This is a genomic window from Aquabacterium sp. T101, from assembly GCF_057219775.1.
This window is the reverse complement of record NZ_JBXVVZ010000001.1, coordinates 104,690-127,252: the sequence shown is the minus strand read 5'-3', so window position 1 is coordinate 127,252 and position 22,563 is coordinate 104,690. Positions and strand designations below refer to the sequence as shown.

General features: G+C 72.3%; 21 protein-coding genes. 9 read left to right on the top strand and 12 right to left on the bottom strand.

Annotation, left to right across the window (positions count from 1 at the left end; all coding sequences use genetic code 11):
- Nucleotides 1-4 precede the first annotated feature (4 nt).
- The 11 genes from AC2EAQ_RS00610 to AC2EAQ_RS00560 form a co-directional block, all read right to left on the bottom strand.
- Nucleotides 5-1,633 (bottom strand): gamma-glutamyltransferase family protein, encoded by a 1,629-nt coding sequence (locus AC2EAQ_RS00610; protein WP_484639731.1) that lies wholly within the window; start codon nt 1,631-1,633, stop codon nt 5-7.
- On the bottom strand, nt 1,630-3,252 hold the full coding sequence (locus AC2EAQ_RS00605; RefSeq protein ID WP_484639730.1) for an MFS transporter: 1,623 nt from the start codon (nt 3,250-3,252) through the stop codon (nt 1,630-1,632). The genes AC2EAQ_RS00610 and AC2EAQ_RS00605 overlap by 4 nt, the downstream gene beginning before the upstream one ends.
- Nucleotides 3,252-3,911, bottom strand: a complete 660-nt coding sequence (locus AC2EAQ_RS00600) for a class II aldolase/adducin family protein (protein WP_484639729.1) — start codon at nt 3,909-3,911, stop codon at nt 3,252-3,254. Before AC2EAQ_RS00600 ends, AC2EAQ_RS00605 begins: the two co-directional genes overlap by 1 nt.
- A complete protein-coding gene (gene otnK, locus AC2EAQ_RS00595; protein ID WP_484639728.1) occupies nt 3,911-5,158 on the bottom strand; it encodes a 3-oxo-tetronate kinase in 1,248 nt (415 codons plus the stop codon). Before otnK ends, AC2EAQ_RS00600 begins: the two co-directional genes overlap by 1 nt.
- A gap of 17 nt (nt 5,159-5,175) precedes the next feature.
- Nucleotides 5,176-6,369 (bottom strand): 4-hydroxybenzoate 3-monooxygenase, encoded by a 1,194-nt coding sequence (gene pobA / locus AC2EAQ_RS00590; RefSeq protein WP_484639727.1) that lies wholly within the window; start codon nt 6,367-6,369, stop codon nt 5,176-5,178.
- Nucleotides 6,370-6,373: 4 nt separating this feature from the next.
- On the bottom strand, nt 6,374-7,882 hold the full coding sequence (locus AC2EAQ_RS00585; RefSeq protein ID WP_484639726.1) for a tripartite tricarboxylate transporter permease: 1,509 nt from the start codon (nt 7,880-7,882) through the stop codon (nt 6,374-6,376).
- A gap of 13 nt (nt 7,883-7,895) precedes the next feature.
- The gene (locus AC2EAQ_RS00580) at nt 7,896-8,363 is read right to left on the bottom strand and encodes a tripartite tricarboxylate transporter TctB family protein (RefSeq protein ID WP_484639725.1); all 468 of its coding nucleotides are present in this window, start codon (nt 8,361-8,363) and stop codon (nt 7,896-7,898) included.
- Nucleotides 8,364-8,474: 111 nt separating this feature from the next.
- Nucleotides 8,475-10,280 carry a GspE/PulE family protein gene (locus tag AC2EAQ_RS00575; RefSeq protein WP_484639724.1) on the bottom strand — a complete coding sequence of 602 codons (1,806 nt, stop codon included), beginning with the start codon at nt 10,278-10,280 and terminating at the stop codon, nt 8,475-8,477.
- Nucleotides 10,280-11,035: a spermine/spermidine synthase domain-containing protein gene (locus AC2EAQ_RS00570; RefSeq protein WP_484639723.1), complete on the bottom strand. Its 756-nt coding sequence runs from the start codon at nt 11,033-11,035 to the stop codon at nt 10,280-10,282. Before AC2EAQ_RS00570 ends, AC2EAQ_RS00575 begins: the two co-directional genes overlap by 1 nt.
- Nucleotides 11,032-11,583 (bottom strand): DNA-deoxyinosine glycosylase, encoded by a 552-nt coding sequence (locus AC2EAQ_RS00565; protein WP_484639722.1) that lies wholly within the window; start codon nt 11,581-11,583, stop codon nt 11,032-11,034. Before AC2EAQ_RS00565 ends, AC2EAQ_RS00570 begins: the two co-directional genes overlap by 4 nt.
- On the bottom strand, nt 11,580-12,455 hold the full coding sequence (locus AC2EAQ_RS00560; protein WP_484639721.1) for a TatD family hydrolase: 876 nt from the start codon (nt 12,453-12,455) through the stop codon (nt 11,580-11,582). The genes AC2EAQ_RS00565 and AC2EAQ_RS00560 overlap by 4 nt, the downstream gene beginning before the upstream one ends.
- A 68-nt stretch (nt 12,456-12,523) precedes the next feature.
- Here AC2EAQ_RS00560 and AC2EAQ_RS00555 point away from each other — a divergent pair, with 68 nt between their 5' ends.
- The 8 genes from AC2EAQ_RS00555 to AC2EAQ_RS00520 all read left to right on the top strand — a co-directional run bounded on the left by AC2EAQ_RS00555 (nt 12,524) and on the right by AC2EAQ_RS00520 (nt 20,578).
- Nucleotides 12,524-13,522: a S1C family serine protease gene (locus AC2EAQ_RS00555; protein ID WP_484639720.1), complete on the top strand. Its 999-nt coding sequence runs from the start codon at nt 12,524-12,526 to the stop codon at nt 13,520-13,522.
- Nucleotides 13,523-13,541: 19 nt separating this feature from the next.
- Nucleotides 13,542-14,552 (top strand): AAA family ATPase, encoded by a 1,011-nt coding sequence (locus AC2EAQ_RS00550; RefSeq protein ID WP_484639719.1) that lies wholly within the window; start codon nt 13,542-13,544, stop codon nt 14,550-14,552.
- 17 nt (nt 14,553-14,569) lie between these two features.
- Nucleotides 14,570-15,517: a DUF58 domain-containing protein gene (locus AC2EAQ_RS00545; RefSeq protein ID WP_484639718.1), complete on the top strand. Its 948-nt coding sequence runs from the start codon at nt 14,570-14,572 to the stop codon at nt 15,515-15,517.
- Nucleotides 15,514-16,545, top strand: a complete 1,032-nt coding sequence (locus tag AC2EAQ_RS00540; RefSeq protein ID WP_484639717.1) for a VWA domain-containing protein — start codon at nt 15,514-15,516, stop codon at nt 16,543-16,545. Before AC2EAQ_RS00545 ends, AC2EAQ_RS00540 begins: the two co-directional genes overlap by 4 nt.
- 7 nt (nt 16,546-16,552) lie before the next feature.
- A complete protein-coding gene (gene aat, locus AC2EAQ_RS00535; RefSeq protein WP_484639716.1) occupies nt 16,553-17,314 on the top strand; it encodes a leucyl/phenylalanyl-tRNA--protein transferase in 762 nt (253 codons plus the stop codon).
- Nucleotides 17,311-18,057, top strand: coding sequence for an arginyltransferase (locus AC2EAQ_RS00530; protein WP_484639715.1), 747 nt, complete (start codon nt 17,311-17,313; stop codon nt 18,055-18,057). The genes aat and AC2EAQ_RS00530 overlap by 4 nt, the downstream gene beginning before the upstream one ends.
- A 44-nt stretch (nt 18,058-18,101) precedes the next feature.
- On the top strand, nt 18,102-19,181 hold the full coding sequence (locus AC2EAQ_RS00525) for an alpha/beta fold hydrolase (protein ID WP_484639714.1): 1,080 nt from the start codon (nt 18,102-18,104) through the stop codon (nt 19,179-19,181).
- A gap of 134 nt (nt 19,182-19,315) precedes the next feature.
- Complete coding sequence (locus AC2EAQ_RS00520; protein ID WP_484639713.1) at nt 19,316-20,578, top strand: cytochrome P450; 1,263 nt, start codon at nt 19,316-19,318, stop codon at nt 20,576-20,578.
- Between the two features lie 81 nt (nt 20,579-20,659).
- Here the strand turns inward: AC2EAQ_RS00520 and AC2EAQ_RS00515 are convergent, their stop codons facing one another.
- Nucleotides 20,660-21,391 carry a GntR family transcriptional regulator gene (locus AC2EAQ_RS00515; RefSeq protein WP_484639712.1) on the bottom strand — a complete coding sequence of 244 codons (732 nt, stop codon included), beginning with the start codon at nt 21,389-21,391 and terminating at the stop codon, nt 20,660-20,662.
- A 144-nt stretch (nt 21,392-21,535) separates the two neighbouring features.
- Here AC2EAQ_RS00515 and AC2EAQ_RS00510 point away from each other — a divergent pair, with 144 nt between their 5' ends.
- A complete protein-coding gene (locus tag AC2EAQ_RS00510; RefSeq protein WP_484639711.1) occupies nt 21,536-22,537 on the top strand; it encodes a Bug family tripartite tricarboxylate transporter substrate binding protein in 1,002 nt (333 codons plus the stop codon).
- The last annotated feature ends 26 nt before the right edge of the window (nt 22,538-22,563 follow it).

Sequence of the window (22,563 nt, the reverse complement as noted above, 5' to 3'; positions counted from 1 at the left end):
GCGCCTAGCAGCCCGCGGCCGCACCGTCGCGCCGCGAGTCGCTGGCGGCCACATAGCCGTCGACGGCGGGGTCGCCCAGGCGCCAGATGAACTGGCCGGCGCCGAAGTCCATGTAGCTGTCGTCCAGCCCGACGAGCTGGTGGCCCAGCGACTGCAGGCCGCTCAGCGTGGCGGCCGGCCAGTGGCGCTCGGCGTTGAGCTCGAGCCCGGCGTTGAAGCGCCAGCGCGGCGCGTCGCAGGCCGCCTGCGGGTTCTGGGCGTGGTCGAGCATGCGCACCAGGGTCTGCAGGTGGCCCTGCGGCTGCATGTTGCCGCCCATCACGCCGAAGCTCATCACCGGGCGGCCGTCGCGCGTGAGGAAGGCCGGGATGATGGTGTGGAACGGCCGCTTGCCCGGCGCCACGCCGTTGGGATGCCGTGCGTCGGTGGTGAAGCCGTGACCGCGGTTCTGCAGGCTGACGCCGAAGGTCGGCTCCACCACGCCCGAGCCGAAGCCCATGTAGTTGCTCTGGATGTAGCTGACCATCATGCCGCTCTCGTCGGCGGCGGTGAGGTAGATGGTGCCGCCCTTCAGGCCGTAGCCGGGCCCGAACTGCTGCGCCCGCGACGGGTCGATCAGGCGCGCCCGCGACGCGAGGTAGGCCGGGTCGAGCAGCCGGCTCGGCGGACCTTCCATGTGGCGCGGGTCGGCGACGAAGCGGTACACGTCGGCGAAGGCGAGCTTCATCGCCTCGATCTGCAGGTGCTGGCAGGCCGCGCTGTCCAGGTCCATCGAGCCGAGGTCGAAGTGCTCCAGCATGCCCAGCGCCATCAGCGCGGCGATGCCCTGCCCGTTGGGGGGAATCTCGTGCAGCGTGTAGCCGCGGTAGGCCTGCGCCAGCGGCTCGACCCATTCCGGCCGGTAGGCGGCGAGGTCGGCCTCGGTCATCGCGCCGTCGTGGGCTCGCGCGAAGGCGGCGATGGCCGCGCCGATCTCGCCGCGGTAGAACGCTTCGCCGCGCGTGGCGCCGATCAGGCGCAGCGCGCGCGCCGCGTTCGGCATGGCGAAGCGCTCGCCCACCGCCGGCACGCGCCCGCGCGGCAGGAAGGTGTCGGCAAAGCCCGGCTGGCTCACCAGCTCCGGCACGCCGGCGGCCAGCGTCCATTTCTGCTGCACCACCACCGGCACGGCATAGCCGCGCTCGGCGATCTCGGCCGCCGGTGCCATCAGGTCGGCGAACGGCAGGCGGCCGAAGCGCTCGGACAGCGCGGCCCAGGCGGACACCGCGCCGGGCACGGTGACGCTGTCCCAGCCGCGCGGCGGGATGCGGCCGCCATGGCGGCGCTCGAAGTACGCCGGCGTCCAGGCGCCGGGCGCGGTGCCCGACGCATTGAGGCCGTGCAGGCGCTGCCCGTCCCAGAGGATGCAGAAGGCGTCCGAGCCGAGGCCGTTGCTGCACGGCTCGACGATGGTCATGCAGGCCGCGGTGGCGATGGCCGCGTCGACCGCATTGCCGCCGGCGGCCAGCATGCGCAGGCCCGCCTGCGCCGCCAGCGGGTGCGAGGTGGAGACGATGTTGCGGGCGAACACCGGCGAGCGCTGGCTTGCGTAGCCGGTGGCGAAGTCGAATGCGTGGGAAGCGGTGGAAGTCATGTCGGGGGCGGGGACTGCGTGTCGAGCGATTGCCCAATGTAGCGCGTGACCCGCGGCGGCTCCGGGGCGACGTGGAAGGCCAGCCGCTCCTCGCGCAGGCCGGCGTCGAAGGCGGAGAAGCGCTCGAGGCGACGCTGGTGCTCGACGAAGTTCTCGTCGATGAAGTATTCGATCCAGCGCTCGGGATGCGCCGCGTCGCGGAACAGGCCCCACGACAGCGCACCCTGGCGCAGCCGGGCGCGCCGCGTGCGCTGCATCACCTGGGCGAACTCGGCGCTGCGCGACGGGTCGATCGTGTACTCCACCATCACCATCACGGGGCCGTCCTCCGGCGCCACGTCCACCGCGGGCTCCAGCGGCGTGCGCACCGGCTGCGGCGTGAAGTCGGGGTCGGGGCGGCCTTCGAGCGTCTGGCGGCGCAGCGCCACCAGCCCGGCCATGCCGAACAGCGCCGCTCCCGCCACGCCGGCCGGCACGTCGATCCATCCGGCCACCTGGCCCCAGACGATGGAGCTGGCGGCGGCGCCGCCCATCAGCGCGGTCTGGTAGATCGCCATGCCGCGCGCGCGCACCCAGTCGGGCAGCGCGAGCTGGGCCGACACCGTGAGCGAGTTGGCCACGGAGATCCACGCCATGCCCACCAGCACCATGGCCGGCAGTGCCACCCACAGCTCGTGCACGTAGACGATCAGCACCGACAGCGCGGCCTGGACCAGCGTGCCCACGCGGATGAACTGGTCGCGGCTCCAGCGCGCGCGCCAATGGGGAAAGCGCAGCGCGGCCACCACGGCGCCGCCGCCCAGGCAGGCCAGCATCACGGTGAAGGTGGCCGGCCCGCCGCCGTGCATGTCGCGCGCCACCAGCGGCAGCAGCGCGACCAGCGCCGTGGACTGGAAGAAGAACAGGAACACCCGCAGCAGCACCTGGCGCAGGCGCGGCGACTGCAGCGCGAAGTTGACGCCGGCACGCAGCGCGCCGACGAAGCGCTCGCCGGGCAGCGCGCTCGCCCGCGGCTCATGCTTCCAGGTCAGGATCAGGCCGAACGCCACCGCGGCCAGCACGGCATTGAGCGCGAACACCAGCGCGTCGCTGAACGCCGCGAGCAGCGCGCCGGCCAGCACCGGGCCGACCACGCGGGCGAGGTTCATCGAGATGCCGTTGAGCGTGACCGCCGCCGGCATCTGGGCGCGCGGCACCACCTCGGGCACGATGGCGGCGAACACCGGCCAGCGCATCGCCAGGCCGACACCGTTGACGAAGGTCAGCGCCAGCAGCAGCTGTGCGGTCATCAGGTCCAGCATCAGCAGCGTGGCCAGCACCAGGGCGTTGACGCTGACCCAGAGCTGGGTCGCCGCGAAGTAGCGGCGGCGGTCGACGATGTCGGCCAGTGCACCGCTGGGGATGCCGAGCAGGAACACCGGCAGCGTGGACGCCGTCTGCACCAGGGCCACCATCACCGGGCTGGTGGTGAGCTGCGTCATCAGCCAGGCCACGGCGACGTCGTTCATCCACATGGTGAGGTTGGCCGCCGCCCAGGCGAACCACAGCATGCGGAAGGTGCGCCCCTGCAGCGGCGCCAGCGCCGGAACCGACAGGAGGCGCGACGCCAGCCCGGCCATCACCAGGCCGCGCCGAAGGCCAGCCGCAGCGCCTGGATGCGGTCCTCCGACAACGGCTCGGGCCGCGGCTGGCACATCAGCCACAGCCGGGCGGTCTCTTCCAGTTCCTCGAGCACCGCCATCGCCTCGGCCGGCGTGCGGTGCCAGACGTTGGGGCCCAGGCGGTCGAGCATCACGGCACGGATCGGCGTGCCGCGCGCGGCGAACGCCGCGATGCGCGCGGCCACCGCGTCGCCCACCGCCGGGTCGCCGGGGCGGTGGTACGGGATCAGCGGCACGTGGCCGACCTTCATCACGAAGTACGGCGTGATCGGCGGCAGGATGTCGTCGTCGCGCCAGACGCCCTGCAGCGTCAGCGCCACGAGGTGGGTGCTGTGGGTGTGGATGACGCAGCGCGCCTCGGGCGCGGCGTCGTAGATGCGACGGTGCAGTGCCAGCGTCTTGCTGGCCGTGTCGCCGCCGGTCTGCCGACCCTGCGCGTCGATGCGCGCCAGGCGCGCCGGATCGAGCGCCCCGAGGCTGGCGTCGGTGGGCGTGATGAGCCAACCGTCGGGCAGCCGCACGCTGATGTTGCCGGCCGTGGCATGCACGTAGCCGCGCGCGTGCAGCGACGCCCCGACGCGGCAGACCGCCTCGCGCAGCGACGATTCGTCGGACATCACGGCAGCCGCTCGAACGCGCGGCGGAAGAAGTCCACGCTGCCGAAGTTGCCCGACTTCAGGGCCAGGTGCAGCCCGCGCTCCGGCGCATGGCACCACGGCACGCCGGGGTCGATCTGCGGGCCGATGCGCAGGCGCGTCAGCCCCAGGGCCTGCACGCAGGCACCGGAGGTCTCCCCGCCGGCCACGACGAGCCGGCGCACGCCGGCGTCGACCAGGCCCTGCGCCACGCGCGCCAGCGTGGCCTCGACCAGCGCCCCGGCGCGCTCGGCGCCGAGCTGCTGCTGCACCGCGCGTACCGCGTCGGGCTCGGCCGTGGCGTGCACCAGCACCGGGGCGTCGCCCAGACGCGGCCGCGCAAAGGCCAGGGCCTGCGCGGCGACGTCCTCGCCCGAGGCGATGCGCAGCGGGTCCACCGCGAACGCGGCGCCACCGTGGGCGCGGAAGTCGGCCACCTGCGCATTGGTGGCGGCCGAGCAGCTGCCCGACACGACCGCGGCCGTGCCGCCGGCCGGCGGCAGCGCCGCGGCCTGGGCGCTGGGCACAAGGCCATGCTGGACCGGAATGCCGATGGCCAGCCCCGAACCGGCCACCACCAACGGCAGCTGGCGCGACGCCGTGGCCAGCGTGCGCAGGTCGGCGTCGCCGATGCCGTCCACGACGGCCAGCCGCACGCCCTGCCCGGCCAGCGCCTCGAGCCGCGCCTCGATGGCGGCCGCGCCCTGCGCCACGTCGCGGTGCGCCACGAGCCCGACGCGCTCCGTGCGGCACTGCGCCTGCAGCACGCGCACCAGGCTGGCGTCGGTCATCGGTGTCAGCGGATGGTGCCGCATCGGGCTGTCCGACAGCAGCAGGTCGCCGACGAACAGGTGCCCCTGGTAGACGGTGCGGCCGGTGGCCGGAAAGGCCGGTGTCACGGGCACCACGCGCGCGCCGGTGAAGCCGATCAGCGCCTCGGCCACCGGGCCGATGTTGCCCTGCGGCGTGGAGTCGAAGGTGGAGCACACCTTGAAGTACAGCTGGTGCGCGCCCTGGCTGCGCAGCCACGCCGCCGCGGCGAGCGACTGGGCCACCGCGTCGTCCACCGGGCAGGTGCGCGACTTGAGCGCCACCACCACCGCGTCCACGCCGTCGATCGGGCCGGACGGCACGCCGATGGCCTGCACCACCCGCATGCCCTCGCGCACCAGGTTGTTGGCCAGATCGGTGGCCCCGGTGAAGTCGTCGGCGATGCAGCCCAGCAGCATGGCAGCCTCAGCAGCGATCAGGCATCGAAGGGCAGCCCGACGTAGTTCTCCGCCATGGCGGTGGTGGCGGCCCGCGACCGGACCAGGTAGTCGAGTTCGGCGCGCTGCAGGCGCTGGCCGATGGCGCCGGTGTCGGGGAACTTGTGCGTCAGCGACGTGAACCACCACGAGAAGCGCTCGGCCTTCCAGACCCGTGCCAGGCAGCGCTCGGAATAGCGGTCGATGCCTTCGTCGCTGCGATCGCGGTAGTGCTCGATGAGCGCGCGCGACAGGAAGCGCACGTCCGACGCGGCGAGGTTCAGGCCCTTGGCGCCGGTGGGGGGCACGATGTGCGCCGCGTCGCCGGCGAGGAACATCGAGCCGAAGCGCATCGGCTCGGCCACGAAGCTGCGCAGCGGCGCGATGCTCTTCTCGATCGACGGGCCGGTGACCATGCGCTCGGCGGCTTCGGGGTCGAGGCGAAGGCGCAGTTCGTCCCAGAACGCCTGGTCGGACCAGTCCTCCGCCTTGTCGTGCAGCGAGCACTGCACGTAGTAGCGGGTGCGCGTGGGCGAGCGCATCGAGCACAGCGCGAAGCCGCGCTCGTGGTTCGAGTAGATCAGCTCGTGCGACACGGGCGGCGTGTCGGCCAGGATGCCGAGCCAGCCGAAGGGATAGACCTTCTCGAAGATCGACAGCGCGGCCGGCGGCACGGCAGCGCGGCAGGCGCCGTGATAGCCGTCGCAGCCGGCGATGAAGTCGCAGCGCAGCTCGTGCGGGCGACCTTCGTGGGTGTAGGTCAGGCGCGGCGAGGTGCCGTCGAAGTCGTGCGGGGCGACGTCCTTGGCCTCGTACACGGTGGGCCGGCCGGCCGCCGCGCGCGCGTTCATCAGGTCGCGCGTGACCTCGGTCTGGCCGTAGACGATGACGCGCTTGCCACCCGTGTGCGCGGCCAGGTCGATGCGGTGCCGGGCGCCGCCGAAGCACAGCTCGAAGCCGTCGTGCCACAGGCCCTCGGCGTGCATGCGCGCGCCCACGCCGGCCTCGTCCAGCAGGTCGGCGGTGGTCTGTTCCAGCACGCCGGCCCGGATGCGGCCGAGCACGTAGTCCGGGCTCTGCCGCTCGACGATGACGTTGTCGATGCCCGCGTTGGACAGCAGCTGCCCGAGCAGCAGCCCCGACGGCCCGGCGCCGACGATCGCGACCTGGGTGCGTGCCGCCGACGCGGGCATGCGATCAGTCCTCTTCCTGGAACGCTTCCTGGCGCTTCTTCTTGATCGACGGCAGCATCACGATGACGACCATCGCCAGCGACGCCAGCAGCAGGCCCGCCGACAGCGGCCGGGTGGCGAAGGTGGTCCAGTCGCCGCGCGACAGCAGCAGCGCGCGGCGCAGGTTCTCCTCCATCATGGGCCCGAGGATGAAGCCCAGCAGCAGCGGCGCCGGCTCGCAGTGCAGCTTGTAGAAGACGTAGCCCACGATGCCGAACAGCGTGGCCATGTAGACGTCGAAATTGTTGTTGTTCAGCGTGTACAGGCCGATGCAGCAGAACGACAGGATCGCCGGGTACAGCACGCGGTAGGGCACCGTCAGCAGCTTGATCCAGATGCCGATCAGCGGCAGGTTCAGGATCACCAGCATCAGGTTGCCGATCCACATGCTGGCAATCAGGCCCCAGAACAGCTCGGGGTTGCTGGTCATCACCTGCGGGCCGGGCTGGATGCCCTTGATGGTCATCGCGCCGACCATCAGCGCCATCACCGGGTTGGGCGGGATGCCCAGCGTGAGCATCGGGATGAAGCTGGTCTGCGCACCGGCGTTGTTGGCGCTCTCGGGGCCGGCCACACCGCGGATGTCGCCCTTGCCGAAGCGGCTGGTCGGGCCGGCGAGCTTCTTCTCCATCGTGTAGGTGGCGAACGCCGCGAGCAGCGCACCGCCGCCTGGCAGCACGCCCAGCAGCGAGCCCAGCGCCGTGCCGCGCAGCACCGACGGCCACGCCTGCTGGAAGTCCTCCTTGGTCGGCCACAGGCCCTTGACGTCCTTGGTGAACACCTCGCGGTGCTCGGCCGGACGGCCCAGGTTGGCCATGATCTCGCCGAAGCCGAACACGCCCATCGCGATCGTGACGAAGCCGATGCCGTCCGTGAGTTCGGGAATGTCGAAGCTGTAGCGCGGCACGCCCGAGATCACGTCGGTGTTGATCTGGCCCAGCAGCAGGCCCAGGATGATCATCGCGATGGCCTTGATCAGCGAGCCCGAGGCCAGCACCACGGCACCGATGAGGCCCAGCACCATCAGCGAGAAGTACTCGGCGGGACCGAACTTGAAGGCCAGCTCGGTCAGCGGCGGCGCGAAGGCCGCGATGATCAGCGTGCCGACGCAGCCCGCGAAGAACGAGCCCAGGCCGGCGGCGGCCAGCGCTGCACCGGCACGCCCCTGGCGCGCCATCTGGTAGCCGTCGATCGCGGTGACCACCGAGCTCGACTCGCCCGGCACGTTGATCAGGATGGCGGTGGTGGAGCCGCCGTACTGCGCGCCGTAGTAGATGCCGGCCAGCATGATCAGCGCCGGGGTCGCGTCCAGCGCGTAGATGCTGGGCAGCAGCATCGCGATGGTGGCCACCGGGCCGAGGCCGGGCAGCACGCCGATCAGCGTGCCGAGCACCGCGCCGCCGAAGGCGTACAGCAGGTTGGTGAGCGTGAAGGCAGTGGCGAAGCCGATGCCGAGGTTCTGGATCAGGTCCATGGGGCGGCTCCGGTCAGGTGGCGGTGGCGAACACGGGCCACACGGGGATGGTGAGCGACAGCCCCTTGACGAAGATCACCCACGACATCGCCGTGAGGACGGCCGCGTTGATCACCGAGGCCTTCCAGCTGAACTCGTCGCTGGCCCAGCTCGACGCGATGACGAGCAGCGGCAGGGAGATGATCAGCCCGAGCCGCGGCAGGACCGCGCCGAACAGGCCAACGCAGACCGTGATGACGATCAGCGGCCGCCACGCGAAGCCGCCGATCGGCTCGCCGTCGTCGGTCTCGATGGTCAGGGCCTTGAACAGCACGAGGCCGCCCAGGATGGCCAGGATGACGCCCAGGCCGAACGGGAAGTAGCCCGGCCCCGGGCGGGCCGAACTGCCGAAGCTGTAGGCCGTCGCGCCCCAGGCGAAGGCGATGCCGACCACGAGAAACATCAGGCCCGACCAGAAGTCGCGCTCGCTCTTAATCTTCATTCAAGGTCTCCTCCGGGCAGGGCCGGCTCGGCGCATTCTAGGCAGCGCCCTCCGGAGACCCCCTGTGGTTTCCACGTAACGCCATGCGCGCGCCCCTCGAAGGAGCGGCGATCAGCCTGCGCCGTGGCCCTCCCAGGCCGGCGTGGTGCGCAGCACTTCCTCGAGCGTGGTGACGCCCTCGGCCACCTTCATGACGCCGGCCGCACGCAAAGGGTGCATGCCTTCGGCCAGCGCCTGCCGGCGCAGCGCGTCGGCATCGAGCACCGGGTGCACGTGCAGCCGGGCGTTCTCGCTCATCACGAGCAGTTCGTAGAAGCCGACGCGGCCGCGGAAGCCCGTCTTGCGGCATTCGATGCAGCCCACCGCCCGGTACACCTTGGGCTGGCCCTTGAGTTTCCACGGTGCGATGGCAGCGTCCAGCAGCGCTCGATCGGCATGCTCGTCGGGCTGCTTGCAGGCCGGGCACAGCGTGCGCGCGAGACGCTGCGCCAGCACGCCGATGACGGTGGCGGAGATCAGGTACGGCGGCACGCCCAGGTCCACCAGGCGCGTGATCGCGCTGGCGGCGTCATTGGTGTGCAGCGTGCTGAACACGAGGTGGCCGGTCAGCGCGGCCTGGATCGCCATCTCGGCGGTCTCCAGGTCGCGGATCTCGCCCACCATGATGATGTCCGGGTCCTGGCGCATCAGCGCGCGCACGCCCTCGGCGAAGCTGAAGTCCAGCGCCGGCTGCACCTGGGTCTGGTTCAGCGCGGGCTCGATCATCTCGATCGGGTCCTCCACGGTGCAGACGTTGACCTCGTCGGTGGCCAGACGCTTGAGCGTGGAGTACAGCGTGGTGGTCTTGCCGCTGCCGGTGGGGCCGGTGACCAGCACGATGCCGTGCGGGCGCGAGGTGAGTTCGTTCCAGCGCTGCGCCTCGAACGCGCCGAAGCCCAGCGCTTCCACGCCCTTGACCACCGTCTGCGGGTCGAAGATGCGCATCACGAGCTTCTCGCCGAAGGCCGTGGGCAGCGTGGCCAGGCGCATCTCGACCTCGCCGCCGGGCTGGCCGGCCATGTCGGGGCGGATCGTCTTGATGCGGCCGTCCTGCGGCCGGCGCCGCTCGACCACGTCCATGCGGCCCAGCAGCTTGATGCGCGCGGTCATCGCGTTCATCACCGTGATCGGCGCCTGGTACACCGTATGCAGCACGCCGTCGATGCGGAAGCGGATGGCGCCCATCTCGCGCCGCGGCTCGAGGTGGATGTCGCTGGCGCGCTGGTCGAACGCGTACTGCCACAGCCAGTCCACCACCTGGACCACGCCCTGGTCGTTGGCGTCGAGCTGCTTGTTGCTGCGGCCCAGCTCGACGAGCTGCTCGAAGCTCGCCAGCGCACTGGCCTCGCCGGTCTTGGCCGCCGCCTTCACCGAGCGCGCCAGCGTGTAGAACTCGGTGGTGTATTTGGCGATGTCGTTCGGATTGGCGACCACCAGGCGCAGGCGCTTGCGGGTGTGGGCCTCGATCTCGCGCACCCAGTCCACGTCAGCCGGCTCGCAGGTGGCCACCGTCACCTCGTTCAGCGCCACCGACACGGGCAGCGCGCGGCGCGACTCGGCATAGGCCACCGACATCACGTCGGCCACGCGGCCGGCGTCCACCTTGAGCGGGTCGATGCGCAGGTAGGCCAGGCCCATGTGGCCGGCCAGCCATTCGGTCAGCGCCTCGACGTCGAGCGTGCGGCCCTTGGCGCCCGGGCGCGCGTCCACCAGGCTGGCATTGCCCAGCCGCAGCAGCGGATGCTGGCTGGAGTCGCCGGCGCCGAAGCGCGCGCGCACCCGCGCGGCGTCCTCCGCGCTGACCACGCCGTCGCCCTGCAAGCCCTGCAGCAGCGAGCGCCAGTCGAGCCGGCCGGAGGGAATCGTCGAGGCTTTCATCAGGGTTGCAATGGTCGCACCATCCGCAGCCACTTTCGGGCCGGCAGGCCGGTGCGCCGCTCGATGGCCTCGGCCCGGACGAGAAGTTCCTCACGGTCGGGCACGCGCAGGCCACGGCCGGCCACCACCACGGTGTTGCCCTCGCGCGTGGCGCGCAGGTGCCAGGCCTGGTCGCGGCCGAACGCGGCGGCGATGCGCTGCGCGCTGGCGGCGAAGCTCGACGCGCGACCGAACAGGTTCACGGTCATCACGCCGCCGTCGGCCAGCACGTCGCGGCAGCCGGCATAGAACGCGGCGCTGTCGAGCACCGGGGCGGCCGCCTCGTGGTCGTACAGGTCCACGCACAGCACCTGGGCCGAACCGGCGTGGGCCGGGTCGGCGACCCAATCACCCGCATCGGCCTGCACCACCGAGAGGCGTTCATCGTCCGGCGGCAGCCGGAAGCCGTGCCGGCAGGCGGCGATGACGGCCGGGTTGATCTCCACCGCCGTCACCCGGTCCATCCGCAGCACCGACCGGCAGTGGCGAGTGATCGTGGCCGCACCCAGGCCGAGCTGCACCGCATGGCCGCGCGACACCTCGGCCACCGGCCGCCACAGCATCCAGGCCATCATGCGCTGCACGTACTCGAGCACGATCACGCGCGGCGCATGCACCAGCATGGCGCCCTGCACCCAGGGGGTGTCGCCGAGGTGCAGCGTGCGCAGACCGTCCTGCTCGGCGATCGTGGCCAGCGGCAACTCGTGGCGCGTCATGCGATCCCCGCCACGCGGAATGCCTCGCGCCAGGCCTCGAGCTTGCGCTCGAAGCTCCAGCTCGCGTTGGCGGGGCTGGTGGACGGCAGCCGCAGCACCGGCAGGCCGAGCGCGGCCGTCAGGCGCATCGAGCGCGCCGACTCGCCGCCGTTGTGGGCGATCGCGGCCAGGCGCGGCAGGCGCCGGGCCAGCGCGGCGATGTCGTTCGGCTCGGCCGCCTCGATGGCGCTGTCCAGGCTGCCCTCGCGGCGGCAGGCCGCGTACACGTCCCAGATCGCCAGCCCGCGCCGGCGCGCCTCGGCGACGCGGCGCCGGTACGGCCAGGCCGCGAGGTCGGTCCGCCACAGCGCGCCGACGAGGGGCCAGAACTGGTTGCGTGGATGCGCGTAGTACTGCTGCGCCGCCAGCGACGCCGCGCCGGGAAAGCTGCCCAGCACCAGCAGCCGCGCCTCGCGCGACGCCACCGGTGGCAGGCCGAGCAGGCGCTGCGCAGGCGCGGGCTCGGCCCGCCGGCGGTCGGCCGGCCGCGCCGGCGCCGCCGCCGTCATGGCGCGCCCCCCGCCACCGGCGGCACGGCTGCGGCGCCGGATGCGCCGGCCAGGGCGCCCAGGCGCGGCAGCGCGGCCGTTGCGTTGGCCAGGGTGCGCCGGGCCGTGTCGTCGAGGGACCAGCCGCGCAGGTCGGCCAGCGTGCGCGCGATGCGCGGCAGCTCGGCCGGCTCGTTGCGCGACGGCGGGCGGGCGTCGCGCAGCTCGGCGCGCACGTAGAGCCATTGCGGCGGGATGTCGGGCGCGTCGGTCTCCAGCACCGGCACCTCCTCCGGCAGCGCCGCGGCCAGGCGCCGGATCTGCAGCGCGCGCTCGAAGGTCATCGCGCCGCCGAAGCCGAGACGGAACCCGCGTTGCGCGAACTGCGCCGCCTGGGTGTCGCTGCCGTTGAACGCATGCGCGATGCCGCCGGGCACGTCGATGCGGCGCAGCTGGCGCAGCAGGCCGTCGGCCGAGCGCCGCACGTGCAGGATCACCGGCAGGCCGAAGCGCTGCGCCAGCTTGAGCTGGTGCGCATAGAAGCGGTCCTGCCGCTCCCGGTCCAGCCCGGGCACGAAGTGGTCGAGCCCGATCTCGCCCACGGCCACCAGCCGCGGGTCGTCGCGGTGCGCGGCGAGCGCGGCCTCCAGCCGGTCCAGGTCGGCGTCCTGCGCCGCGTCCACCTCCAGGGGATGGATGCCCAGCGCATAGGCCAGGCCGTGCCGGTGTGCCAGCGCGCGCACCGAGTCGAAGGCCGCCGCGTTCACCGCCGGCAGCACCTGCAGCGCGACACCGGCGGCGCGGGCCCGCGCGACCACGGCGTCGCGGTCGGCGTCGAACTCGGGCGCATCGAGGTGGCAGTGGGTGTCGACCCACCGCGGCGGAGCACTCATCGCGACCATTGTCATGCACGGCCTGCCGCTGCATGCTACCGTGGCGACTACGCGGCAGGAGTCCAGCCATGAAGCGAGCACCGCTGTACAGCGCCCCCCGCCGGTCCGAAGCCCGGACCGCGTCGCCGGCTGCGCCTTCCGCGCCCGCTGCCGCCACGCCCGGCCCGTCGGACACGCCGGGGCCCGCGGTGGAAGCCGCTCCCGCCCCGCGGCGGCGTCTGCGCCGCATGCTGCCGCTGTTGGCCCTGCTCGGCATGCTGGCGGTGCTGGCCTGGCAGTTCGGCGCCGGCCTGCTGCCCAAGCCGCTGACCCAGCGCGACATCGACCGCGCGGTGCTGCACACGCTGTCCAAGACCACCCTGCCCTCGCCGGCGGCCAAGGCCTACGCGGCGGTGCGCGGCTCGGTGGTCAAGGTGGTGGGCTATTCGCGGCCGCAGCCCAAGACCGACCCGAAGGACGCCAAGGACCCCAAGTCGGCCAAGGCGCCACGCGCGAAGCCGCAGGTCGGCCCCGAGCCGGAAGAGCCCGAGGAGCGCGGCGTCGGCAGCGGCGTCGTCATCGTCGACAACGGCACCATCCTGACCAACCTGCATGTGGTGCACGGCGCGCAACGCATCAAGGTGATCTTCGCCGACGGCCTGGAGTCCGACGCCGACATCGTCGGCCTGCAGCCGCAGAACGACCTGGCCGTGCTGAAGGCGCGCAGGATCCCCGACGACCTGCAGGCCGCCACGATGCGCTCCACCGCCGACCTCGCCCCGGGCGACCATGTCACCGCGGTCGGCTTCCCGTTCGGCATCGGGCCGTCGGTGAGCCATGGGGTGGTGTCGGGCCTGAAGCGCGAGTTCCGCTCGCCCGAGGGCCAGCGCATCCTGACCAACCTGATCCAGTTCGACGCCGCCGCCAACCCGGGCAACTCGGGCGGCCCGCTTGTCACCGACGACGGCGAGGTGGTGGGCATCGTCACCGCCATCTACAACCCGACGCAGGAGCGCTTCTTCGTCGGCATCGGTTTCGCCGTGCCGATCGAGAACGCCGCCCAGGCCGCGGGCCTGCCGCCTTTCTGACCCCACAGGAGACCGATCCATGACCGACCGCATCGGAGCCAGCCAGTCCGGAACCCTCATGGAGCAGCTGCTCTACGAGGTGAAGCGGGTGGTGGTGGGCCAGGACAAGTTCCTCGAGCGCGTGCTGGTGGCGATGCTGGCGCAGGGCCATCTGCTGGTCGAGGGCGTGCCCGGCCTGGCCAAGACGCTGACCGTCAAGACGCTGGCGCGGTCGTTCTCGGGCCAGTTCAAGCGCATCCAGTTCACGCCCGACCTGGTGCCGGCCGACCTGGTCGGCACGCGCGTGTTCAACCAGAAGACGGGCGACTTCAGCACCACGCTCGGCCCGGTGTTCACCAACCTGCTGCTGGCCGACGAGATCAACCGCGCGCCGGCCAAGGTGCAGAGCGCGCTGCTCGAAGTGATGCAGGAGCGCCAGGTCACCATCGCCGGGCAGACGCACCGCGTGCCCGAGCCCTTCCTCGTGATGGCCACCCAGAACCCGATCGAGACCGAGGGCACCTACCCGCTGCCCGAGGCGCAGGTGGACCGCTTCATGATGAAGGTGCTGGTGGGCTACCCGACCGAGGACGAGGAATTCGTCATCGTCGAGCGCGTCATCGGCCCGGCCATCGAGGTGGCTTCGGTGGTGACCACCGAGCAGCTCGCGCAGCTGCAGCGCGAATGCCGCAATGCCTATGTCGACCCCGCGCTGATCACCTACGCGGTCAAGCTGGTGGCCGCCACGCGCGAGCCGGCCAAGGTGGGCCAGGCCGACCTGGCGAAGTACGTCGCCTTCGGCGCCAGCCCGCGCGCGACCATCTGGCTGATCGAGGGGGCCCGCGCGCTGGCCTTCCTGCGCGGCCGCAGCTACGTGCTGCCGGAGGACCTGCTCGACCTGGTGCCCGACGTGCTGCGCCACCGCGTCACGCTCACCTACGAGGCGCTGGCCGACGGGCTCACCGCCGACACCTTCATCGAGCGCGTGGTCAAGTCGCTGCCGGCGCCGCCGCGCCCGCTGGCGCACGAGCGCGCGGTCGCCAATGCCTGAATCGGTGCGCGAAGTCCATGCCTGAAGCCCACGTCGACCCGGTCGCGCAACCGTCGGTGCAGGCGCTGATGCAGCGCCTGGAGTGGACCGTGCTCAAGCGCCTGGACGGCGCGCTGCAGGGCGACTACCGCACCCTGTTCCGCGGCCACGGCGTGGACCTGGCCGACCTGCGCGAGTACCAGCTGCACGACGACGTGCGTCACATCGACTGGAACGTCACCGCGCGCCTGTCGGTTCCGCACGTGCGCGAGTTCCTCGAGGAGCGCGACCTCACGGCGTGGTTCCTGCTCGACCTCAGCGCGTCGGTGGACTTCGGCTCCCAGCGCCGCAAGCGCGACGTGTCCGAGGCCTTCCTCGGCGTGATGGCCAGCCTGGTGCTGCGTCACGGCAACCGCGCCGGCGCCGTGATGTACGGCAGCCAGATCGACACCGTGCTGCCGGCGCGCAGCGGCCGCCTGCACGTGATGCACATGATGCAGCGCATGCGCGCCCGCCAGGCCGCGGCCGCGGCCGGCACCACGCGCCTGGCCGACCTCATCGACCGGGCGCGCCCCTCGATCCGCCGCCGCTCGACGGTGTTCGTGGTGTCGGACTTCATCAGCGAGGCCGGCTGGGAAGCGCCGCTGGCGCGGCTGGCCCAGCGGCATGACGTCGTGGCGGTGCGCCTGTTCGACCCGCTGGAGATGACGCTGCCCGAGCTGGGCCTGGTGCTGATGCAGGACGCCGAGACCGGCGAGCAGATCTTCGTCGACACCGGCGCGCGCGGCTTTCGCGAGCGCTTCGAGGCCGCGGCGCAGCGGCGCGAGGCCGAGCTGCGGTCGGCCCTGGCACGGGCCGGCGTGGACACCCTCGAACTGGCGACCGACGCCGACCTCGCCGACGCGATCCTGGCGTTCGTGGACGCGCGGCGGCAGCGCAGCCGCATGGCCGCCGGCGCCCTGCCCCTGACCCGGAGGCTTGCATGAACTTCATCTGGGAAGAAGCCCTGTGGCTGCTGCTGCTGCTGCCGCTGCTGGTGGCGGGCTACGTCTGGCTGCTGCGGCGGCGCAAGCGCACCGCGGTGGCGTGGTCCAGCCTGTCGATCGTCAAGGAGGCCATGGGCAACCAGCGCCTGTGGCGGCGCCATGTGCCGCCCGTGCTGATGCTGCTGTCGCTGGCCACACTGATCGTCGCCGGCGCGCGGCCCACCGCGGTGATCACGCTGCCGCTGGTGGAGCAGACCGTGATCCTCGCGATGGACGTGTCGGGCTCGATGCGCGCCACGGACGTCGAGCCGAACCGTCTGGTGGCGTCGCAGAACGCGGCCAAGGCCTTCATCGCCGAGCTGCCGCGCACGGTGCGCGTGGGCGTGGTGTCGTTCGCCGGCACGGCGGCGATCGTGCAGCCGCCGACGCTGTCGCGCGAGGAGGTGATCGCCGCGATCGACCGCTTCCAGCTGCAGCGCGCCACCGCCATCGGCAGCGGCCTGATCCTCAGCCTGGCCGCGATCTTCCCCGACGCCGGCATCGACCTGTCGCAGGTGACCGGCGCGCGCACGATGCCCCGCGCGCTGGGCGAGCAGCCCAAGGAGAAGGAGTTCACCCCGGTGGAGCCCGGCAGCTATGCGTCGGCGGCGATCATCCTGCTCACCGATGGCCAGCGCACCACCGGCCCGGACTCGATGGACGCGGCGCGCATGGCGGCCGACCGCGGCGTGAAGGTCTACACCGTGGGCATCGGCACCAAGGAAGGCGACACGATCGGCTTCGACGGCTGGAGCATGCGCGTGCGCCTGGACGAGGAGACGCTCAAGCAGGTGTCGATGGCCACGCGCGCGGAGTACTTCTACGCCGGCACCGCGCTCGACCTGAAGAAGGTGTACCAGTCGCTCGGTGCGCGCCTGACCTCGCAGAAGAAGGAAACCGAGGTGACCGCGCTGTTCGCCGGCGTGGGCGCCCTGCTGATGCTGCTGGCCGCGGGCCTGTCGGTGTGGTGGTTCGGCCGCGTGGCCTGACGCGCCGGTGATCGCCTGGCTGCCCGACGACCCGCAGGACCGCACGCCGTTTCCGCCCACGCGCGACGCGCTGGGCCCGGGCACCGACGCGCCGGGCCTGCTGGCCGGCGGCGGCACGCTCAGCCCATGGCGCCTGGAGCAGGCCTACCGCCACGGCATCTTCCCCTGGTACGGCCCGCGCCAGCCGGTGCTGTGGTGGGCACCCGACCCGCGCATGGTGCTGCCGGTGGCGCAGTTCCGCCTGCACCGGTCGCTGCGCAAGACGCTGCGCCACTTCCTGGCCACGCCGGGCTGCGAGATCCGCTTCGACAGCGCGTTCGACGCGGTGATCGGGGCCTGCGCCGACACCCCGCGCGACGGCCAGCCCGGCACCTGGATCGTGCCGGAGCTGCGCGACGCCTACCGCGCATGGCACCGCGCCGGCTTCGTGCACAGCGTGGAGACCTGGGTCGGCGGCCGGCTCGTCGGCGGCCTGTACGGCGTGGGCATCGGCCGCATGTTCTTCGGCGAGTCGATGTTCTCGCATGCCACCGACGCGTCGAAGATCGCGCTGGCGGCGCTGGTGGCCTTCTGCCGCGGGCACGGCATCGAGCTGATCGACTGCCAGCAGGCCACCCGGCATCTGGCCAGCCTCGGTGCCCGGGAGATCCCCCGCCCCGCGTTCGAGCGCCACCTCGCCCTCAACCTGGGGGCCCCGCCGCCCCCCGCATGGACCTATGATCCGTCGCACTGGGACCCCCTGCTGGCGCCCGGTGCCCAAGCCGCATGACCGCCCTCAAGGAACTTCCGCTCGCGTCGCTGCAGTTCTATGCGACCGCGCCCTACCCGTGCAGCTACCTGCCGGGGCGCATGGCGCGGTCCCAGGTGGCCACGCCCAGCCACCTGATCAACGCCGACGCCTACTCGGGCCTGGTGGCGGCGGGCTTTCGCCGCAGCGGCATGTTCACCTACCGCCCGCACTGCGACGGCTGCCGCGCCTGCGTGCCGCTGCGCGTGCCGGTGGCCGGCTTCCAGGCCACGCGCAGCCAGCGCCGGGCCTGGAAGGCGCACTCGCACCTGGTGGCGCGCGTGCTGCGCCTGGGCTTCCTGCCCGAGCACTACCAGCTCTACCTGCGCTACCAGAGCGGGCGCCACGCCGGCGGCGGCATGGACCACGACAGCGTCGACCAGTACACCCAGTTCCTGCTGCAGAGCCGCGTCAACTCGCGCCTGGTGGAGTTCCGCGAACCGGCCGCCGAGGGCCAGACGCTGGGCGCGCTGAAGATGGTGTCGATCCTCGACGTGCTCGACGACGGGCTGTCGGCCGTCTACACCTTCTACGAGCCCGAGGCCGGCACCAGCTACGGCACCTACAGCGTGCTGTGGCAGATCGAGCAGACGCGCACGCTGCAGCTGCCGCACGTCTACCTCGGCTACTGGATCGGCGCCAGCCCGAAGATGGCCTACAAGACCCAGTTCGGCCCGAACGAGGTGCTGGTGGACGGGCAGTGGGTGCCCGGGCCCCAGGGCTGACCGGCGACGCCGCGGTGTCCGGGCGCACCGCCACGATCCGCGCCATGCCCAACACGACCGCCGACGCGCTCGGCTATTGCAGCACCGCCGATGGCGTGCGCCTGGCCCTGCGCGCCGCGGGCCAGGGGCCGCTGATCATCAAGGCCGCCAACTGGCTCGGCAACGTGCAGGCGGACTCGCAGCTGAGATCCTCGCGCCACTGGGTCGACACGCTGACACGCGACCACACCCTTCTCTGGTACGACGCTCGCGGCTGCGGCCTGTCGGACCGCGACGTCGACGAGGTCTCGCTCGACGCCTGGGTGCGCGACCTGGAGGCCGTGGCCGACGCCAGCGGACAGCAGCGCTTCGTGCTGCTGGGCATCTCGCAGGGCGCCGCCATCGCCATCCGCTACGCCGTGCGCCACCCCGAGCGGGTGCGCGCGCTGGTGCTGTATGCCAGCTTCGTGCGGGGCGTCTTCCACCAGGGCCTGTCGCCCAAGTCGCAGGCCGTCTTCGCCGAAATGGTGCGCATCGCCGAGCTGGGCTGGGGCCACGACGCGAGCAACTTCCGCAGGCTGTTCTCGGCCCACCTGCTGCCGGCCGCACCGGCGGACGTGCTGGAGGACTACGACGCGCTGCATCGGCACAGCGTCAGCGGCCCGATGGCTGCGCGCTACATGCAGGCGTTCTTCGAGCTCGACGCGCGCACCGACGCGCCGCAGGTGCGCTGCCCGACACTGGTGATGCATGTGGCCGGCGACTCGATGATCCTGCCGCGCGAGGGCGAGCTGGTGGCGTCGCTGATCCCCGGCGCCCGTTGGGTGCAGGTACCCGGGCGCAACCACCTCCCGCTGGACACCGACGCCGGCTGGCCGACGCTGCAGCGCGAGATGTCGCAGTTCCTCGCCGCGCTGCCGCGCGAGGATGGCGATGCCCCGCAGGCCCTGCCACAGCTCACGCCGCGCCAGCGCGAGGTGTTGGCGCAGGTGGCACGCGGGCGAGGCGACAAGGAGATCGCGCGCGACCTCGGCCTGAGCCCGCGCACGGTGGAGATGCACGTCGCCCGGGCGCTGGCTGCCCTGGGCGCGCGCAACCGCTCCGAAGCGGTGAGCCGGGCCCACGTGTACCGCCTTCTACCGTAGTCGCGGCGCCGCTCCGGGCTCCCGCTACCGTAGGGCGCCGACTGTCGCACGGCGACCCGCCGCCTGACCATGACGCCGCACGCCACGAGGCGGCGCCGGACTCCCGCGCCGCCGCCGACCGGCAAGGAGGCCCGATGAACCCCGACACCGACACCATCGCCCCGGCGCCCAAGGCAGCCCGGCCGATCCCGACCCTGGCCCGCGACGTGGCCGACCTGCGCGACCCGGCCTGGCTGTTGCGTCCGCGCGACCACGCACGCGGGCTGCGCGAGCGTGGCCGCGTGCACCGCGACACGCAGGGCCTGTGGCTGCTGCTCGGCCATGCCGACTGCCGGCGCGCGATGCAGAGCAGCCATCTCAGCCGCGACCCGAGGCGGAGCAAAGGTTATGCCGCATTGCGCCCGTTCGGCGCCGGCTCGGCGCTGGAGCAGGCCGCCGAACGCTTCATGCTGTTCAATGACACCGACACCCACGCCCGCATGCGCCGCGCCGTGTCAGCGGCGTTCACGCCGGCCGCGACGCGCGACCTGCGCCACGCCGTCGAGACCGCGGCGCAGCGCCTGCTGGATGCCCTGCCCGACGCGCAGCCGTTCGACTTCATGGCCCGCTTCGCGCAGGTGCTGCCGATCCGCGTCATCTGCGACATGCTGGGCGTCGACGGGGGCGACTTCGAGCAGGCCAAGGCCTGGTCGGACGCCGCGGCCTGCGTCGTCGAGCCGCTGGCCAGCCGTGCCGAGCGCGCCCGCGGCGCCGAGGCGGTGGCGGCCCTCGGCGACTTCCTGCGCGCGCAGGTGGCGCGGCGCCGCGCGGCCCCTGGCCGGGGCGTGCTCGACCGCATGCTCGCGGCACAGCGCGACGACCCCCGGTTCGACGACGACGAGCTGATGGCCAACCTGGTGCTGCTGTTCATCGCGGGCCACGAGACCACGACCAACCTGCTGGGCAACGGCCTGCTGGCACTGCTTCAGCATCCCGATCAACTGGCCCGGCTGCGGCGCGAACCCGCATTGTTGCCGTGCGCGGTGGACGAGATGCTGCGCTACGACAGCCCGGTCAATATGGTGGCGCGCACCACGGTCGAGCCCTGGGATATCGACGACGTCACGGTGCCTGCGGGTGAGGTGCTCTACTGCCTGATCGGCGCCGCCAACCATGATCCTGCCGTGTTCGACGCGCCGGAGCGATTCGACATCGGCCGCGCGGTAAACCCCCAGCTGTCGTTCGGCGGCGGCGTCCACTACTGCGTCGGCGCACCGCTGGCGCGGCTCGAAGCCGAAGTGGCGTTCGACACGCTACTGCGGCGCTTCCCCACCCTGACGCTGGAGGACCGGAAGCCGGCCTGGCGGCCGATGATCAACCTGCGCGGGCTGAAATCGCTGACGGTCCGGTCCGACTGACACGACCCGGTCGCCCACCGCCGTGACCGCCGTACATGCCCGGGGCAGGACGCGACGAACGTCCTGTCACCGTCCCTGCGGCTAGAGGCTCGGCACCGCCCGCGTCAGCGTGATCGCCGCCGCGTCGACCTGCAGGGCCGCGGCCAGGGCCCGCTTGTTCTCGGCGCTGCGGCGCGCATGCTCGCGCATCAGGAAGTCCGCCCGGGCGCCCTCCTTGGCCTCGATGGCGCGCACGATGTCGTCGTGGTCGCGCTGCGCGCGCTCCACGAAGTCGAGTTCCAGCGTGGCGTTGTGTCCGCTGACCCACAGCGCCCCCGGCCAGACCATCGGCGTGCGGCCGATGTGCTCGAGCGCCGACGTCAGCGCCGAGTTGCCGGCCGCAGCCACCAGCGCGCCGTGGAACCGGGCATTCATCGCGGCCCAGCCGTCGGTGTCCACGGGAGCGGCATCACGACGGGCCTTGTCGATCAGTTCGCGGCCCTGCCAGACGCATTCCTGAAGTTCGCGCACCGTGGCGGTGGGCGCACCCGCTTCGGCCACCTTGCGGGCCGCCATCCCTTCCAGCACGCCCCGCACCTCCATCGCCATCGACACCGCGTCGATGGTGAAGCCGCGCACCCTGAAGCCGCGCTTGGGCAGACGCTCCAGCAGGCCCTGGCGCTCGAGCTCCTCCAGCGCCAGGCGCAGGGGGGTCCGGGACACGCCCAGCTCGGCCGCGAACTGCACTTCCAGCACGCGTTCGCCGGCCGTCAGCTGCCCGCTGAGGATGCGCTGGCGCAACGCCGCGGACACACGGTCGATCTGGGATGCCATGTCCGGATTGTGGATCAAGACCCGGACTGGAACGAGCAGCTACCACGCATGAATGCATGCAATCAAGGGTTACCACTCTGATTTGATGATCTAAATCAAAGACAATGCATGCAAACAGCCCTCCACACCCCATCAGGAAGTCCCATGTCGACAGCAAAGAACTCGCCGGCGCGACGCCGGATGGCACTGGCCCTGGCCGCCGGCCTGCTCGGGGCCGGGATCGGGGCCCAGGCCCAGCCGGCGGCGCCCTATCCCTCGAAGCCGATCCGCCTGATCGTGCCGTTCCCGGCGGGCGGTGGCGGCGACATCCTGGCCCGTCTGGTGATGACACAGGTGGCCCGCGAGCTGGGGCAGCCGCTGGTGGTCGAGAACATCGCCGGGGGCGGCGGCAACGTGGGCTCGCAGGCCGCGGCCAAGGCGCCCGCCGATGGCTACACCCTGCTGTACGGCACCAACGGCACCTTCGGCATCAACCACACCCTGTACAAGTCGACGGGCTTCGACCCGGCGCGCGACTTCGAGCCGGTGTCGCGCCTGACCCGCATCGCCACGCTGGCGGTGGTGCGGCCGGACTTCCCCGCGACGACCATGCCCGAGCTGCTGGCCCAGCTGAAGTCCAAGCCCGGCAAGTTCACCTACGGCTCGGCCGGCAATGGAACCACGTCGCACCTGGCGATGGAGATCCTCAAGTCCACGGTCGGCCTGGCGGTGGTGCACATCCCGTACCGCGGCGGCGCGCCGGCCATCACCGATCTGATCGGCGGGCAGGTGGACGTGATGATCGAGATCATGCCCAACGCGGCGCCGCAGGTGCGGTCCGGGCGCCTGCGGGCCCTGGCCGTGTCCACCGCGCAGCGCGTCCAGGCCATGCCCGACGTGCCCACCATCGCCGAGTCCGGCGTGCCCGGGTTCGATGTCAGCGCGTGGGACGCGGTGTTCGCCCCCAAGGGCACGCCCCCGGCGGTGATCGCCCGCGTGGAGTCGGCCGTGCAGAAGGCGCTGGCCTCGCCGGAGCTGCGCAAGCAGCTGCAGGACCGCGGCGCCGAGGCCGCCCCGCTGCCCTCGGCCGAGCTCGGCCGCTTCGTGCAAAGCGAGATCCAGCGTTGGGGCGCGGCCGTCAAGCGCTCCGGCGCCACCGTGGACTGAACTGCCCCCCCACGCCCCGTTGCCCC

Bases quoted from the DNA above. Each gene is read 5' to 3' on its own strand.
- AC2EAQ_RS00610 (WP_484639731.1), bottom strand. From the start codon at position 1,633: ATGACTTCCACCGCTTCCCACGCATTCGACTTCGCCACCGGCTACGCA.
- AC2EAQ_RS00605 (WP_484639730.1), bottom strand. From the start codon at position 3,252: ATGGCCGGGCTGGCGTCGCGCCTCCTGTCGGTTCCGGCGCTGGCGCCG.
- AC2EAQ_RS00600 (WP_484639729.1), bottom strand. From the start codon at position 3,911: ATGTCCGACGAATCGTCGCTGCGCGAGGCGGTCTGCCGCGTCGGGGCG.
- otnK (WP_484639728.1), bottom strand. From the start codon at position 5,158: ATGCTGCTGGGCTGCATCGCCGACGACTTCACCGGGGCCACCGATCTG.
- pobA (WP_484639727.1), bottom strand. From the start codon at position 6,369: ATGCCCGCGTCGGCGGCACGCACCCAGGTCGCGATCGTCGGCGCCGGG.
- AC2EAQ_RS00585 (WP_484639726.1), bottom strand. From the start codon at position 7,882: ATGGACCTGATCCAGAACCTCGGCATCGGCTTCGCCACTGCCTTCACG.
- AC2EAQ_RS00580 (WP_484639725.1), bottom strand. From the start codon at position 8,363: ATGAAGATTAAGAGCGAGCGCGACTTCTGGTCGGGCCTGATGTTTCTC.
- AC2EAQ_RS00575 (WP_484639724.1), bottom strand. From the start codon at position 10,280: ATGAAAGCCTCGACGATTCCCTCCGGCCGGCTCGACTGGCGCTCGCTG.
- AC2EAQ_RS00570 (WP_484639723.1), bottom strand. From the start codon at position 11,035: ATGACGCGCCACGAGTTGCCGCTGGCCACGATCGCCGAGCAGGACGGT.
- AC2EAQ_RS00565 (WP_484639722.1), bottom strand. From the start codon at position 11,583: ATGACGGCGGCGGCGCCGGCGCGGCCGGCCGACCGCCGGCGGGCCGAG.
- AC2EAQ_RS00560 (WP_484639721.1), bottom strand. From the start codon at position 12,455: ATGAGTGCTCCGCCGCGGTGGGTCGACACCCACTGCCACCTCGATGCG.
- AC2EAQ_RS00555 (WP_484639720.1), top strand. From the start codon at position 12,524: ATGAAGCGAGCACCGCTGTACAGCGCCCCCCGCCGGTCCGAAGCCCGG.
- AC2EAQ_RS00550 (WP_484639719.1), top strand. From the start codon at position 13,542: ATGACCGACCGCATCGGAGCCAGCCAGTCCGGAACCCTCATGGAGCAG.
- AC2EAQ_RS00545 (WP_484639718.1), top strand. From the start codon at position 14,570: ATGCCTGAAGCCCACGTCGACCCGGTCGCGCAACCGTCGGTGCAGGCG.
- AC2EAQ_RS00540 (WP_484639717.1), top strand. From the start codon at position 15,514: ATGAACTTCATCTGGGAAGAAGCCCTGTGGCTGCTGCTGCTGCTGCCG.
- AC2EAQ_RS00530 (WP_484639715.1), top strand. From the start codon at position 17,311: ATGACCGCCCTCAAGGAACTTCCGCTCGCGTCGCTGCAGTTCTATGCG.
- AC2EAQ_RS00525 (WP_484639714.1), top strand. From the start codon at position 18,102: ATGCCCAACACGACCGCCGACGCGCTCGGCTATTGCAGCACCGCCGAT.
- AC2EAQ_RS00520 (WP_484639713.1), top strand. From the start codon at position 19,316: ATGAACCCCGACACCGACACCATCGCCCCGGCGCCCAAGGCAGCCCGG.
- AC2EAQ_RS00515 (WP_484639712.1), bottom strand. From the start codon at position 21,391: ATGGCATCCCAGATCGACCGTGTGTCCGCGGCGTTGCGCCAGCGCATC.
- AC2EAQ_RS00510 (WP_484639711.1), top strand. From the start codon at position 21,536: ATGTCGACAGCAAAGAACTCGCCGGCGCGACGCCGGATGGCACTGGCC.